Raw genomic sequence first — 14390 nt, forward strand, 5'->3', positions numbered from 1 at the left:
CCAGGAGGTACCTTTCAAGTAACGATTAGATTTCTCCACAATTTGCCCTGGACATTGGGCAGTACTTTACATCACAGTGACTGCATGAAAGACCAGACCCTCCTTTGTCACCCCACAGGACACAAAGCCACAGCAAGATCTTTCATTCTCCTGAGAAAATTTTCAATGCTCGGCATGATGCTGGGCCTGTCCGCACTGGCCCAGTCCCTCACACCCATCAAAATTGCCATTGTGGGCAACCATCAGAACAACCCCATCCACAACCAGGTCCGTCTGGGGGCTTTGATTGCTCTGGACGAGTACAAAGAAAAATTCAAGAAAGAACACAAAGTGGACCTGCAGGGCCTGACCCTGCAGGATGAAAACAACCAGCGCAAACTGGAAACGGCCCTGAATGACTCCTCCATCCTGGGGGCCATCCTCAATGTGGACAGCCAGCTTCTGGAAAAAGTTGCTCCCAACCTTGCCCGGGACAGCCTCACCCTCATGACGGTCACAGGCACAGAGGACACCCTCACCGAACAGAAATGGCCCAACATCAACCGCATCATTGCCAGAGATGAACTGCAGAGCGATGTGGTGGCCCGTTTTGCTGTGAACACCTTCTCCCCAAAGCGGGCCATGATCATCAACGACAAATCCCGCAAAGGCGAGGCCTACGCCGAAGAACTGAAAGCAGCCCTGGAAGCCTCAAACGTGCGGGTCGTGGCTTATGAGGGCCTGCCCGACAACCGGGGGGTAAACAGCGTGGCCCTCAAAGCGAATTTCTATCAGCCAGACGTGATCTTCTACAGTGGCGACCCTGAAATTGCCGGTGAGCTCCTGCGCACCCTGAAATCCCAGAAGATCGACGTTCCTTTCATCGGCAATGACACTCTGGACAGCCCCATCTTCACTGAAACGGCAAAAAGTGATGCAGTTGGGGCCTATTTTGCCTCCATCGCTGGAACCCCGGACAGCTTCAACAATGCCTACGCCTTCAACAAAGCCTACAAAGAGGCTTATGGAAAAACTGCGACTGGCTGGGCCATTTACGGGTACGACACCACCAAAGTCCTTCTGGCAGGCATCGAAAAAGCCCTGAACACCAGCAAGAAAGTCCCCACCCGCGCCCAGGTGATGCAGGCCGTGCGAAACGGCACCTTCAGTGACCTGATCACCGGAACCCTCAAATTCACCCCCAGAGGAGACCGGGCCAGCACCACCCTTTTCATCATGCGGATTGGCAATGACCTGAACGCCTCGGTGATTCGCAAGGCTGGAGGGAGTCAGAAGTAGGATTGATCCAACGTGAAACAGGGGCTTGGCTTTGCCGAGGGCCGAGAGCCCAGGGCTGAGGGCAAAAAGAAAAAAGCCCCTCCTGGAATCAGGAGGGGACATCAGATCAGCACATTCAGCCAAAATATTTTTCAAAGGCAGGCACAATCTGCTTCTTGCGGGAAATGCGGTTCCCGAGGTCGGCAACATTGTCCTGGGTGTCTGCACCGAAAACGCCCTTGATCACTTCTGCGTGGGCATCATCAAGCACAAAGGTCTGGTTGGTTTCTTCGAGGATGTCCACCACAGAGAAGAACACGCCTTCGAGGTTTTTGGCCGCTTTTTCCTGCTTCATGGCTTCCAGGATTTCCGCTTTGCGGCCCAGAGCGTAACCAGGGTTGGTGGTTTCCATCACACCCAGACCGTACTGCTTGCCACCGAAGGGGAACACCTTGTAATCCAGCTTGAGGAGTTTGTCGGCAGGGGTGTCACCGAGGTCACTCTTGGCAGCGAACATCTCCAGGGCATAAGCCTTGATGTCAGTCACGCCAGCAATCTGGGCCAGGTACACGCCCATCTCGCGGTCGGTGTCGGTGGTGGTGGGGCTTCTGAAGTGCAGGGTGTCACTCAGGATGGCAGAGAGCATGAGTCTGGCTTCCCAGCCTTCGATGGGCAGGTTGTGCTCGCGGTACAGTTTGCCCAGGATGGTTCCGGTGCAGCCCACAGGCTCGAAACGCAGGTACAGGGGGTCTTTGGAGCTCAGGTCGCCCAGTTTGTGGTGGTCCACCACACGGGTGACTTTCAGGCCGGACAGACCACTGATGCTCTGGCCAGACTCGTTGTGGTCCACCAGGGCCACTTCGGTGCCCTCGGGGAGAGCTTCGAGAAGGTCAGGAACCTCGACGCCAGCGGTTTTCAGCACAAAGCTGGTTTCGTTGTTGAGGTCGCCCAGACGGTAGGCTTTTGCAGTCACGCCCAGACGGGAAAGCAGGCTTGCGTACACAATGGCAGAGGTGATGGCATCGGTGTCAGGATTGGTGTGTCCAAAAACAGGCAGTGTCATAGCGTTCTCAGTATAAATCCACTTTGAGAGCCGCACCGTTCTTGAACCAAACAAGTGACAACTTAGGTCAATTTCAGGGAACACAAAAAACCGGACCTGTGGTGGGGTCCGGTGGCTCGAATCACGTTTCTGTCTGAAGAATGAAAGAGAAAAAAATGGTTCAGAAATTCAGGATGAGTGATCAGAAATTGAGTGTTTCAGTGTGGGTGTTTAAGAGTGTGCAAGGTCTGTTACGGATTAAGGGCGACGGTTGGTGGTCGTGGTGGTGGTGCTTTCCACACCATCGTTCATCTGCATTTCGCCAGGAGAGGGATCACGGCGGCGGGTGGAACCCACAGCGGAGATCACAGCAATACCGGCGAGCACAATCACACCGATCCAGATCCACTGCTGGGCAACTCCAAGACTGTCGGCTGCCCAGGCCAGACCGGCAATCACGATGGCAAAACCAATGATGTAAATCGCGAACGAAGACATAAATCCTCCTTTGGCTGCTTTCACAGCGAGCCTGCTTCTTTGCTGACTTCATCATGCCGCGCCACGGCGTTTCAGCCATGAGAGGGACACCGCGAAAATTTCACAGTGTTTTGAAGATCCCTTTCTCTCCCCTTTATTTTGAGAGAAGACCTGCAATTGATCGGCAGAAAATCTCACAAATGAAAGGGTTGATAAAGGTCCCAGAAGGGTCCAAAGACCGCATCACCTGACACAAACCCCTGATCTCAAACTGTTTGCAAGCGAGGTTGTGGTCCCACACCCCTGGACAGGAAAAGCTCAGTCCACAACAGAAGCAATCCCACAACATGGGCATAAAAACCTGCTCCATACATCAGCAGAGGTCCATGGGGAGGCTGCAGACTGACCATCGAACTCTGGGCCACCACCTGTGACTGAAAAGTCTGCATGCTCTGATATGCCCACATCCCGTTGAGGAGCACCCAGAGACCAGTGAGGGCCAGCAACAGCCAGACCAGGGGATGTCTCCGTTTGCCAGGTTTCAAACCAGCAGGTAAGGCACAGGCCAGGAAAACCCAGGCAAACATGGGATTCATCAGAGACATCTGGGAGTGCAATACGGCCTGCTCAACCCCTGGAAAAGCGGTCAGAAGGCTCTGGTGCTGCCCTGCTGACAACCCTGTCCATCCCACAGGACTGAGGGACACATAAGGCAAAAACACTCCAGCAATCAAAAGGGCATACGCGGGGTAAATCAGGCGTTTCATGGTTTCAGGTACGAGGGGGAAAAGGGGAAAGATCCCCCAGACAAAAACAGGAGCACCTCTCAGTGCCCCTGCCAGAATTTCAAATTTCAGTGTTTTCCGAAGTGTCCAAGCTGGGGCACGTTGGGCTTCCAGGGCACCACTTCGATGATCTCGCCGTACAGGTCGTATTCGTCGGCGTCTTCCACCAGCACGCGCACGATGTCACCAATCTTGATGCTGCCTGCGGGGATGAGGCGGGCGGCTTCGGATTCTGCGAGGTCACCGTGAACGCACATCACACTGCCGTCGATGCCAGGGGCGTCCCATTTGCTGCGTCCGATCAGCTGACCGGGTTCTTCGTTGTAATCATCAATGATCACTTCGATCACGCGGCCAATCTTTTCCTGCATGCGCTCCAGAGAGATTTCCTGCTGCACAGCCATGAAGCGTTCCAGACGGTCCTGTTTGACTTCCTCGGGGACCTGTTCTGCAAAGCGGGTGGCGTCTGCTTCCTGAACATCGGAGTAGGTGAAGCAGCCCACGCGGTCCAGTCTGGCTTCACGCAGGAAGTCGAGCAACAGCTGGAAATCCTCCTCGGTTTCACCGGGGAACCCCACAATGAAGGTGCTGCGGATGGCGAGGTCGGGGCAGATGTCGCGCCAGCGTTTGATGGTCTCGAGTTGCTTGCCTGCACCGGGGCGACGCATGGCTTTGAGCACTTTTGGACTGGCGTGCTGCAAAGGAACATCCAGGTAAGGCAGGATTTTCCCTTCGGCCATCAGTTTGACCACCTCGTCCACATGGGGGTAGGGGTAAACGTAGTGCATGCGCACCCATGCCCCCATCTCACCGAGTTTGGTGGCGAGGTCAATCAGGTGGGCTTTCACCTGTCCGCCCTGGAATTCAGACTCGCGGTGGCGGATGTCCACGCCGTATGCACTGGTGTCCTGGGAGATCACCATGATCTCTTTGGTGCCAGAGGCAATCAGGCGGAAGGCCTCATAGAGCACCTCTCCGGCGTCTCTGGAGACCTGCAGGCCACGCAGTTTGGGGATGATGCAGAAGGCGCATTTGTGGTTGCATCCTTCGGCAATTTTCAGGTAGGCGTAGTGCTTGGGGGTCAGCTTCACGCCTGTATCTGGAATCAGGGAGGTGAAGGGATTGGTGTCCGGGGGAATCAGTTCGTGAATGGCGTCCATCACGCCTTCCACATCCTGGGACCCGGTGATGGAGTGCACCTTGGGGTGGCGTTCCCGAATGGTCTCCGGGCGCTCTCCAAGGCATCCGGTCACGATCACTTTTCCGGTGGCATCCAGAGCCTCTCCAATGGCAGAGAGGGATTCTTCCACTGCCGGGGTGATGAAACCGCAGGTGTTCACGATGACGGTATCAGCCTCCTCGTAGGTGGGGGCGATGTGATAGCCTTCCGCGCGAAGCTGCGTGAGAATGCGTTCGCTGTCCACAAGGGCCTTGGGGCAACCGAGACTGATAAAACCGACTTTTTTGATGTCAACACCCTGCGTCACAAAAAAACATTGTATGACAAATGGCCGGGGTTGTGTAGAAGAGGGTCACAATTGGTTAAGGCCGAGAGCCGGCGGCCCAGTGCGACCCAGCGACCCAGCCGATCAAACCGCTTTGATCGGCGCATTGGGGTCAAGAAGCCGTCTGGGGAGCACGTCATCCGGGCCGAGACAGAGCCGAGAGCCGAGAGCCGAGAGTAAGGTAAATTCCAGAATTGCTGGCATCAATCAAATGATGCGAGCAAGGTCCGCTGTTCTTGAGCTTACGATGTGTCTGCTGGTCGAGCCAGTGCCCAGTGCGACGTGGCTCGAACTCTGGTGGCAAAAGATCTGATGTCATTTGGGGGTTCTCCCCTACAACACCTTGTTCAAGAAAAAGCTTCCCACTCTGCCCTCGGCCCTCGGCTTTGATCAGGCAACTGGTATGCAACTGGTATCAAACCGGTCCCAACCTTTCATGATCAAATTCTGACATTTCAGTCAACAGCTGCACTTTGTTTTCAAAATGATCAGAGCGTTTTTTACTGGGTTTTAGCCCAAAGAAAAAGGGGTAACGGATATGTCCAAGAAAGGAAAAACCTGCGACTTTCGCAGAAGCGTTTACAAAAATTGGTATGCCCCTGGAACGTGCAGTGCAAGGGATAAATGACTGGACTGGTCTTAGGATCTTGCAGCTTGATCAGAATGTGATTAATATGAGCTCAATTACCAATCATTCTGATCAAGCAAATTGATCAAAGTGCGCAGAGGGTTCCAGCACCGCCTGAAATTCTCTGGCATGACCTGATCCATTTGACCATCAGACCCATGTCACCCATCCCTCTGGTTCACCCCGCTCAACAAGGAGAGAAGTCATGAAAGCATCTGCAGTCAAGCTCATTGCCCTCAGCGCCACCCTGCTCGGCACCGCCGCCCTCGCCACCGACGTGAAAGTGGTCATTCCCTACTACAGCGCTGCCACCGAACCCTTCTTCAAGAAAATGGAAGCAGGCTACGAAAAAGCACACCCCGGCGTGGACATCAAACTCGAAATTGTCAACTGGGACAACCTCTACGATAAACTGACCACCGACATTGCCGGGGGCACTGCACCGGACATCTCCATCATCGGGACCCGCTGGCTCACCGATTTCGTGAAAAACGACATCGTGGAACCCCTGGATGGCTACATGAGTGCCACCGTCAAAGGCGGCTTCATTGACGCCTTCCTGGAACCCGGAAAACTGCAGGGCAAGATTTACGGCCTGCCTGTGGCCGCCTCTGCCCGCGCCATGTACTACAACAAAGACGTGCTGGCCAAAGCTGGCGTCAAAAACCCACCCAGGACCTGGACTGAGCTGCAGAGCGTGTGCAAAAAGATCGTTGCTGCCAACATCAAAGACACCTACTGCTTCGGTCTGCAGGGCAAAGAAGTGGAAACCGACGCCTACTGGTACTACGCCCTGTGGTCCTACGGTGGGGATGTGGTGTCCGGAGGCAAGAGCGGCGTGAACTCCGCAGCTGCCGTGAAAGCCGCCAACCTCTACAAGAGCCTGATCACCAACAAGTACACCCAGCCTGGCGTGACCGGATACAGCCGCGAAAACGTGCAGGACCTCTTCAAGCAGGGCCGTCTGGGCTTCGTGATCACTGCCCCCTTCCTGATTGGACAGATTGCCAAGGAAGCCCCCAAGCTGAACTACGGCATCACCGCCATTCCCAAAGGCACCAAACAGGCCACCTATGGGGTGACCGACTCCATCGCCCTTTTCAAGACCTCCAGAGTCAAGAAGGAAGCCTTTGACTTCATGGCCTACGTGCTTGATGCCAGACAACACATCGAATTCACCAAGAACGAGGGCTTCCTGCCCATTGCCAAAGGTGAGGCCAGTGACCCCTACTTCACCAACAACGCCCAGCTGAAGATCTTCACCAACCTGCTGCCCGTCGCCAAATTTGCCCCCAACATTGCTGACTGGGAAAAAGTCGCGGATGCCACCAGCCGGGCGCTGCAGAGCATCTACCTGGGTCAGAAAGATGTGAAGGCTGCGCTGAACGGTGCTGCCAGCGAGGCAAACCAGGTCATCAAGTAAATGCTTTCGGAGAAGGAAGGCCTGCCTTCTCCTGAGCAAAGCGAACAGAAACCTTCGCTGCCTGATCCACCCAACACTCCTCCACCCTCTCTGTCACTCCTCTTCTTTTCTCTCCTGCCAGAACCTGGAACTCCCCTTTCAGGTTCTGGCCCATCCCGGGGCAGATCCCACCTTTCTTTCTCCCTCTGCCCCGGGTTCTTTTTACAGGAGCACCACATGAAACAAGAAAAATTTTCCGCCACGGCCCTGCTCTTCCCGAGTCTGCTGATGGCCCTGATCGTGCTGGGGTACCCGGTGCTGGAACTCCTGAACACCAGCACGCACAGCGTCAACAAGTTTTTCAACGTCGGGGATTTTGTCCTCTTTCAGAACTACGTCAACCTGTTTCAGGATGAGTTTTTCCGTGCGGCCCTGCTGCGCACCCTCTGGTGGACCCTGGGTGTGGTGGGCGGCACGGTGCTGCTGTCTTTTCCCATTGCCATGATTTTGAACGAGGATTTTCACGGTCAGGCCGTGGCCCGCACCATCATCCTGCTGCCCTGGGCGGTGTCCCTGACCATCATGGCAGTGGTGTGGAGGTGGGCTTTAAACGGTGAAAGTGGCCTCCTCAACCTCACCCTGCAGTCTCTGGGCATCACCAGTGAGCGCATCCAGTGGCTTGCAGAATCCAGCACCAGTTTCCCAATGGCAATTCTGATCGGCATTCTGGTGTCCATTCCCTTTACGGTGACTGTGCTGCTCGGGGGTCTGAGTTCACTGCCGAAAGACGTGTATGAAGCGGCCCGGGTGGATGGAGCCTCGGGACGCATCATGTTCACGCACATCACCCTGCCGATGATGAAACCCTTTGTGAGCATTGCGGTGGTGCTGAACGTGATTTACGTGTTCAACAGCTTCCCGATCCTGTGGGTCCTCACCGAGGGGGGTCCGGTGAATTCCACCGATGTGCTGGTGACCTACCTCTACAAAGCCACCAGTGCCAAATTCTTCGGAGATCCGGGCAAGGGTGCAGCCCTGGGCATCATCATGCTGATCCTGCTCCTGATTTTCAGCCTGGTCTATGCACGCATTGCCAGAGAGGGGGATGAAGTCCGTGCTTAAGACGCCTGCCACCCCATCCATTCCCCAGGTCAAATCCCGGAGCAACCTGATGCAATCCAAAGCGTTTCGCAGCCTGATCTACTGGCTGATCCTCAGTCCCATCGTCATCCTGACCCTGTTTCCCTACGCAGTCATGATCACCACGGCCCTGAAACCCCCCACCGAGGTGTACAGCAACCCGCCCACCTGGTTTGGAAGCCACCTCGAATGGGGGAACTTTGCGAAAGTGTGGGCACAGGGCTTCGGGCAGAACATGCTGAACAGCATCTGGGTGACGCTTGCTGCCACCTTCCTGGCTTTGCTGGTGAGTTTTCCTGCCGCCTACAGCCTGAGCCGTTTCAACCATTCTCGCCGTTTTACGGGATTTTTCAGGCAGTTTCTGCTGGTGACCCAGATGGTCAGTCCGATCATCATCACGGTGGGGATCTTCAAGGTGATTGCCAGCCTGAAACTGATTGACAGCTTCACTCCCCTGATCCTGATTTACGCCACCTTCAACATAGCGTTTTGCACCTGGATGTTGCAGAGCTACTTCAACACCATTCCTGGAGAACTTGAAGAGGCCGCCTGGATTGACGGGTGTTCCAGATTCCAGAGTTTCACCACCATCTTCCTGCCTCTGGCCCTGCCTGCCACAGCCATTGCTGCACTTTTCAGCTTCATCTACTGCTGGAATGAATTCGTGCTGGCCTTCCTCGTTCTGCGCACCCCTGAACATGCCACCATCACCATGCGGGTGTTCAGTCTGGTGGGGGGACGTTACACGGTGGAGTGGGAGCAGGTCATGGCTGCTGCGGTGCTTGCCACCATCCCGATGGTCCTGATGTTCGTGTTTCTGCAGCGGCAGATCATCCGGGGTCTGGCGATGGGGTCCATCAAGTGACCTTCATTTGAACCCTCTAAAAACAAGCTCTTCTCACAGAACAGGCAGAAAACCTGTTCTGTCTTTATTTTCGCTTTATAAACTGTACTGCAGAACCCACAAGATGGAACTTTCGCAACCCTCACAGGCTCTAAGAGACAGCTAAAGAAAGGGTCAAGCTGGGCTTCAACTTCGCTTCAGTCTCAGCCCGTAGCTTGTTATAGGAAGGCTTCTGGAGCCAGGAGGAATGCATGAGACGCATCAGTGCAGCGTTCACAGATCCACAGAAAGCAAGAAATGCGCTTGAACACCTGGGAAGCAACCCCCAGATGAAAATCAACATCAGGAAACTCAGTGTCACCGATCCCCGACTGCACCAGCAGGACGTGGGATTTGCCATCCTGTATGGCGTGCTGATCGGCACCATCGTTGGCCTTCTGGTCGGTTTTGTGGGATTTTTCAGTGTGGGGGGCAGTCTGGGCAACCTGCTGCTGATCAGCACCATTCTGGGCATGGTCAATGGGGCCGTGATCGGCAGTGTGGTGGATGCCGGAACCAAGCGTTCCCTGGCCCACCAGATTGACATGCTGCGCAAGAATGGTGCCCTGCTGATCGATGTGCAGGCCGAAGATGTTTTCGCAGAAACAGAAGCCTACCAGCAGTTCACCCGCAATCAGGGTGTGATTCTGCAGAGCAAATGAACCTGCGTGCCAGAAAGACCTGTCTGAAAATGACAGGTCTTTTTCATTGACGGGGAAGTAGAATCAGGCAGATGGCAGAACAGGGCAACATCATTCACTGCACCTGTGGCAGACAATGGCGTTTTCGGTGGAGCCAGAGAGGGCACATGGTGTATTGCAAACCCCGACCTTTCCTGGGCATTGTTTTTGGCTGGAAACTCTGGAAAGGCGGCTTCTGGCATGATCCCATCCCCAAATTCCGCTGTTTCTGTGGCCGCAACCTGCGCAATGTGCGCTGATCAGAGGCTGTTCAGAAACTCCAGGGTGGTCTTCTGGTAATCCTCGGCCATGCCACTGGTGATGAGTCCACTCGCCCCGTGAATGCCCACTTTTGGAATGTACATGGCCTTGCGGGTGCTGCCAATCAGCGGAAGCAACTGCCCCGGAAACCCTGTTTCGTTTTCTGGCATGATCATCAGCACAGGGGCCGCAATTTTCGGGGCGTATTTGATGACCTCCTGCGTGAGGTCCAGATCAGGACTCACTGGAGAATAGGCGACCACTCCCTGCACCTCATCTGGATGAAGTCCGGCATAATCCAGCACCATGGCTCCAGAAGTGCTGCTCCCGGAGAGGATCACCTTCTTGAGTCCTGTTTTCTGCTGAATCCAGCGAACCGCTGTTTCCACATCCACAAAAGCATCAAAAATGTCCGTGCTGCTGGCTTTTGTGAGGTTCTGGCACAGGCCATTGCTGGCTCCAATGCGCAGGTCCACGGCAATGGTGGCAAAACCCTCTGCTGCCAGTTTTTCAGGGAAGTTGCCATATTCGCAGGTGTTCGCACGTAAACTGTGCAGCAGAACAATGGCTGCTTTTGGGGTCCCTTCGGGGGCGTAATACTTCAGGTGAATGCTGCTGCCCTCATCGGTCTTCACCATGTGGGATTCCAGGGCGGATGCAGTGCAGCAAAAGGCCAGGGCAAGAGTCAGCCAGTTTTTCATAAGACTCCTCAGGGGTTGAATTTTGATATAGAAATACGATATCGCTTTTCGATATTGATTGCAATCCCCTGCGCAGGTTCGCTTTCTGCAAATCGGGCGAGCCAGCGGCCCGCCCCTACAGATGGTCGTCCCATACCCTTCTGCGTTCTGCGTGTCTCACCTTCAGCCTTCTGCCCTCAGATGTAAATCTTCAACGCATCCTGCAACCTGTCCTGCACCGCCAGATGGGCCGCTTTCGGGTACCAGGGCAGGTGACCGCATCTCTGCAACTGGATCTCCAGCACCCTCTGCAACGCTCTGGGAACAGGCATCCCCTCAAATTCATCCAGAAGTTTGCCCAGATCAGGGTGGGTGGTTTCAATTCTGCGGAACACATCCAGGTTGTCCATGCGGTGGTGTTTCGGCTGGCCTTCCACGATGGGGAGGTTCTTGTACATGTAGATGAAACTGCGCAGCACCCCGTTCAGAAAGACTTCACGGCCACTGGCCCGCTCTCCCCTGGCGTAACGGCCCATCGAGATGATGCTGCAGGTCAGCACCTTCCCGACATGGTGCCGCAAGTCCTTCTCCTGGGGCACCTGCTCTCTGGCACAATGCCTGAGGATCTCTGCGAGGTTCCCTTTGTCCACCATCAGGCTGTAGGCATTCACCCGTGCGTACCTGTAGAGTTCATCTTCACTGAACACAGCAAATTCCAGCAGGTGCCCCGTGTCACTGATCACCTGAACCCCGTGGTCGGTGTCCTGAAATCCCAGCTCAATGTTGAAACCCTCAGGAAGCCAGGAGAGGTCCTCACGGAAATGCTGCTGCAGGCCTTCCTTCGAGATCAGAAAAAAATCGTGGTCGCTCCAGCGGTCCTGTCTGCTGCTGTCCGAGGCAGATCCCAGAAACACCAGTCCAATCAGGTCTGGATGCTCTGCGGTTCTGGCAGCCAGCCTCTCTTTGAAAGCCTGAAATTCCTCTTTGTTCATGTGCCCACCTTAAACCCTCACACGCTGGAGACTTCAAGCCCCACCCAGGTCTGACATCAGGGCAGGGTTTGGGGTTCCACCTGATAGAACACATGGGTGATCCACATGGCCGGATCGGTCTCATGCCAGGGGCCCACCTCGAAATGCTCAAAACAGATGGGGCCAAAAGTCAGTCCGTGTTGCTGGGCAGATTTCACCACCGCCTGATGGGCCAGGTGCAGGGGTTCATAAGGGCCATTGTGGGTGGTTTTCAGGTAAGGGCCACCGGGCAGAATGGCATGATGGAGCGGCAGTCGAACAGACCCCGTGGCTTCCTGCACCTGCATTCCAAAGGTCACCTCAAAAGCCCTGGGATTGAGGACCCGCTGGTGTTCCAGCAGGCCCTGCATGCGCTCGGGGTCCAGTGCATTTTTCTGAATGGCAAAAAGGCTTCCTGAGGGCCCACTGGACATGGGTGAGAGTTTTTCGATGGCCTCCAGACGGTAACGCTCGATGTCTTTCAGGCCTGAAATGGTGGAGTAGGCAATCAGGGTCCGGTCCTGCAAAAAAACCTGCTCCACAGGGTAATTCTGTTTTTCCAGAGACACCTGATCCAGTTGCTGCAAAATGCGCTGATGGGTCTGGATCTGGCCCATGATGTGCTTGCGGTGCTTTTCCAGAATCTCTTTCGTCAGCTCTGGACTGTCACTGGCCAGAATCTGCCGGATGTCCTCCAGAGAAAGCTCCAGGGAACGCAACATGCGGATGCGTTCGGCCATCTCGAACTGTTCGGGCTGGTAGTAGCGATAACCTGTGTCTGGATCGGTGTAAAGAGGTCGAAAAAGCCCCACCTGATCATAAAACCGCAAGGACCGCACCGAGATGCGGGTCAGTTGCGAGAACTTCCCGATGGACAGCTTGGGCGTGTGCAGGTCTGGTTTCAGAGGTCCACCCTTTGCAGCGGCGCTTTTTTCAGGATGCCCTGGCGGTGGTACCATTCCAGGGTTCTGGGCAGGCCCACCTCCACAGGGGTGTACTCCAGGCCCAGTTCACGCACGGCTTTTGAACCATCTGTATGAATCCCATGTCTGCTGATCCGCACCATGTCCACGGGAACCCAGGGCGGCCTCCGGGTGATTTTGGACAGGCCTTCCAGCAGGTACCCCAGCCCCAGGGTGAGGTGATAAGGCAACTCCATCACCGGTCCCATGCCCATCAGTTTGCGGCCCAGATTCATGTAGTCTTTCACCCGCATGGCCGGGCCAGACAGCAGGTAACGTTCCCCCACCTGTCCTTTTTCTGCGGCCAGGATGTGCCCTCTTGCCACATCATCAATGTAGACATAGTTGTAGGTGCCATCCACCACACCCGGCAACTGGCCTTTCAGGATCTGCAGCAAAAGCTGCCCTGTGGGCTTGAAATCCCCTGGACCATACACATTCCCGGGATTCACAATCACCACAGGAAGGCCCTTCTGAACAAATGAAAGGGCCACCCGTTCAGATTCCACCTTGGCCTGTTCATACACGGCGTAATGGTAACCCCGATGCACGGTCTCTTCGGTGCCCACTGTCCCTGGGGCCTCACCGATGGTGTTGTAACTGCTGGTGTAGACCACCCTTTTGACCCCGGCGTCCAGGGCGGCCTGCAGCACATTTTTTGTGCCTTCCACAGCGATGCGGATGATGTCGGATTTGTTCGGCATCCACATGTCATAGACTGCGGCCACATGGTACAGGACGTCCACCCCCCGCATGGCCGACTTCACGCTTGCAGCGTCCAGCACATCCCCCTTCACCACCTCGACCCCGAGGGCCTTCAGGGGGTGTGCTTTTTCAGGGGTGCGGGCCAGCACCCGAATGCTGCGATGGTCTTTCAGGAGGTGTTGCACCAGTGCCCCACCCACGAATCCGGTCCCACCAGTCACCAGAATGGTCATGTTAGAAGTGTACAGTCCCACTGTGCACATTTCGGTGAGCATCCTCCACCATCAAAAACAGGAGGGCCTTGACCCTCCTGCCAGCTTTCCGAAAGTTCACCGGACCTTGATTTTTCCATCATCCAGGCTGTCAATGATCGCCAGACTGTAGATCTCAATGCCCAGGCTCTCCAGCAAGGTGCGCCCCCCTTCAAAACTCTTCTCGATGATGGTCCCGATCCCCACAAGCTGGGCTCCGGCCTGCTCCACGATGTCCACCAGGGCCTTGATGGTCACCCCACGGGCCAGGAAGTCATCAATGATCAGCACCCGGTCTTCTGGGGCAATGTAATCCGAACTGACACTCAGGGTCACCACATCCCCCTTGGTGCGGCTCACCGCACTCGCCTGATAGGTGGTGCCATTCATGGTCACAGGCTTCTTCTTGCGGGCATACACCACCGGAAGGTTCATCACCAGGCCTGTCGCATATGCAGGGGCAATCCCACTCACTTCTGCCGTCAGAATGCGGGTCGCCCCGTAATCCTGAAAGTGCGCGGCAAAATGCTCGCCCATTTCACGGGTGAGTTGCGGGTCCAGCTGGTGGTTGATGAACGCATCCACCTTGAGGATGCCACTCCCGAGGCTCTGGCCTTCACTGAGAATACGGTCTTTGAGGCTCTGCATCTTGAACAGTATAAGGCTGAGGGCAGAAGGCTGAGGGCAGAAGACAGAAGGTGAATGTAAACCCTATTGCCTTG

The 14390-nt window shown here is 55.4% G+C and carries 15 protein-coding genes; 6 read left to right on the forward strand and 9 right to left on the reverse strand.

The genetic code is table 11. The annotated features are described in order from the left end of the window. The first annotated feature begins 165 nt into the window (after window positions 1–165). Window positions 166–1278 carry a branched-chain amino acid ABC transporter substrate-binding protein gene (locus tag DC3_RS10840; RefSeq protein WP_186815966.1) on the forward strand — a complete coding sequence of 371 codons (1113 nt, stop codon included), beginning with the start codon at window positions 166–168 and terminating at the stop codon, window positions 1276–1278. Between the two features lie 115 nt (window positions 1279–1393). Here the strand turns inward: DC3_RS10840 and DC3_RS10845 are convergent, their stop codons facing one another. The 4 genes from DC3_RS10845 to rimO form a co-directional block, all read right to left on the reverse strand. After that, on the reverse strand, window positions 1394–2320 hold the full coding sequence (locus DC3_RS10845) for a manganese-dependent inorganic pyrophosphatase (protein WP_146884382.1): 927 nt from the start codon (window positions 2318–2320) through the stop codon (window positions 1394–1396). Between the two features lie 237 nt (window positions 2321–2557). After that, on the reverse strand, window positions 2558–2797 hold the full coding sequence (locus DC3_RS10850) for a hypothetical protein (protein ID WP_146884383.1): 240 nt from the start codon (window positions 2795–2797) through the stop codon (window positions 2558–2560). 245 nt (window positions 2798–3042) lie between these two features. Next, window positions 3043–3543 carry a hypothetical protein gene (locus tag DC3_RS10855; protein WP_146884384.1) on the reverse strand — a complete coding sequence of 167 codons (501 nt, stop codon included), beginning with the start codon at window positions 3541–3543 and terminating at the stop codon, window positions 3043–3045. Between the two features lie 86 nt (window positions 3544–3629). Continuing rightward, window positions 3630–5048 (reverse strand): 30S ribosomal protein S12 methylthiotransferase RimO, encoded by a 1419-nt coding sequence (gene rimO / locus DC3_RS10860; RefSeq protein WP_246130626.1) that lies wholly within the window; start codon window positions 5046–5048, stop codon window positions 3630–3632. Window positions 5049–5899: 851 nt separating this feature from the next. Here rimO and DC3_RS10865 point away from each other — a divergent pair. The 5 genes from DC3_RS10865 (at window position 5900) to DC3_RS10885 (ending at window position 10059) form a co-directional block, all read left to right on the forward strand. After that, complete coding sequence (locus tag DC3_RS10865) at window positions 5900–7117, forward strand: ABC transporter substrate-binding protein (RefSeq protein ID WP_146884386.1); 1218 nt, start codon at window positions 5900–5902, stop codon at window positions 7115–7117. A gap of 216 nt (window positions 7118–7333) precedes the next feature. Continuing rightward, window positions 7334–8218 carry a carbohydrate ABC transporter permease gene (locus tag DC3_RS10870; RefSeq protein ID WP_146884387.1) on the forward strand — a complete coding sequence of 295 codons (885 nt, stop codon included), beginning with the start codon at window positions 7334–7336 and terminating at the stop codon, window positions 8216–8218. Continuing rightward, a complete protein-coding gene (locus DC3_RS10875) occupies window positions 8202–9101 on the forward strand; it encodes a carbohydrate ABC transporter permease (protein ID WP_222594742.1) in 900 nt (299 codons plus the stop codon). Before DC3_RS10870 ends, DC3_RS10875 begins: the two co-directional genes overlap by 17 nt. A 230-nt stretch (window positions 9102–9331) precedes the next feature. Next, a complete protein-coding gene (locus DC3_RS10880) occupies window positions 9332–9781 on the forward strand; it encodes a hypothetical protein (RefSeq protein WP_146884388.1) in 450 nt (149 codons plus the stop codon). Between the two features lie 71 nt (window positions 9782–9852). After that, on the forward strand, window positions 9853–10059 hold the full coding sequence (locus tag DC3_RS10885) for a hypothetical protein (RefSeq protein ID WP_146884389.1): 207 nt from the start codon (window positions 9853–9855) through the stop codon (window positions 10057–10059). On the opposite strand, the gene DC3_RS10890 is transcribed toward DC3_RS10885, so the two are convergent. The 5 genes from DC3_RS10890 to xpt all read right to left on the reverse strand — a co-directional run bounded on the left by DC3_RS10890 (window position 10060) and on the right by xpt (window position 14316). Further along, window positions 10060–10761, reverse strand: a complete 702-nt coding sequence (locus tag DC3_RS10890) for an alpha/beta hydrolase (RefSeq protein WP_146884390.1) — start codon at window positions 10759–10761, stop codon at window positions 10060–10062. It abuts the gene before it with no gap. Between the two features lie 176 nt (window positions 10762–10937). After that, window positions 10938–11732 (reverse strand): hypothetical protein, encoded by a 795-nt coding sequence (locus DC3_RS10895; protein ID WP_146884391.1) that lies wholly within the window; start codon window positions 11730–11732, stop codon window positions 10938–10940. 56 nt (window positions 11733–11788) lie between these two features. After that, window positions 11789–12709 carry a MerR family transcriptional regulator gene (locus DC3_RS10900; protein WP_146884392.1) on the reverse strand — a complete coding sequence of 307 codons (921 nt, stop codon included), beginning with the start codon at window positions 12707–12709 and terminating at the stop codon, window positions 11789–11791. Then, window positions 12652–13650 carry an NAD-dependent epimerase/dehydratase family protein gene (locus tag DC3_RS10905; protein ID WP_186815967.1) on the reverse strand — a complete coding sequence of 333 codons (999 nt, stop codon included), beginning with the start codon at window positions 13648–13650 and terminating at the stop codon, window positions 12652–12654. The genes DC3_RS10900 and DC3_RS10905 overlap by 58 nt, the downstream gene beginning before the upstream one ends. A 96-nt stretch (window positions 13651–13746) precedes the next feature. Beyond that, entirely contained in the window at window positions 13747–14316 is a 570-nt protein-coding gene (gene xpt, locus DC3_RS10910; RefSeq protein ID WP_146884394.1) for a xanthine phosphoribosyltransferase, read from the reverse strand. Window positions 14317–14390: the final 74 nt, after the last annotated feature.

Origin of the sequence: Deinococcus cellulosilyticus NBRC 106333 = KACC 11606, from assembly GCF_007990775.1 — a bacterium.
Taxonomy (GTDB): domain Bacteria; phylum Deinococcota; class Deinococci; order Deinococcales; family Deinococcaceae; genus Deinococcus_C; species Deinococcus_C cellulosilyticus.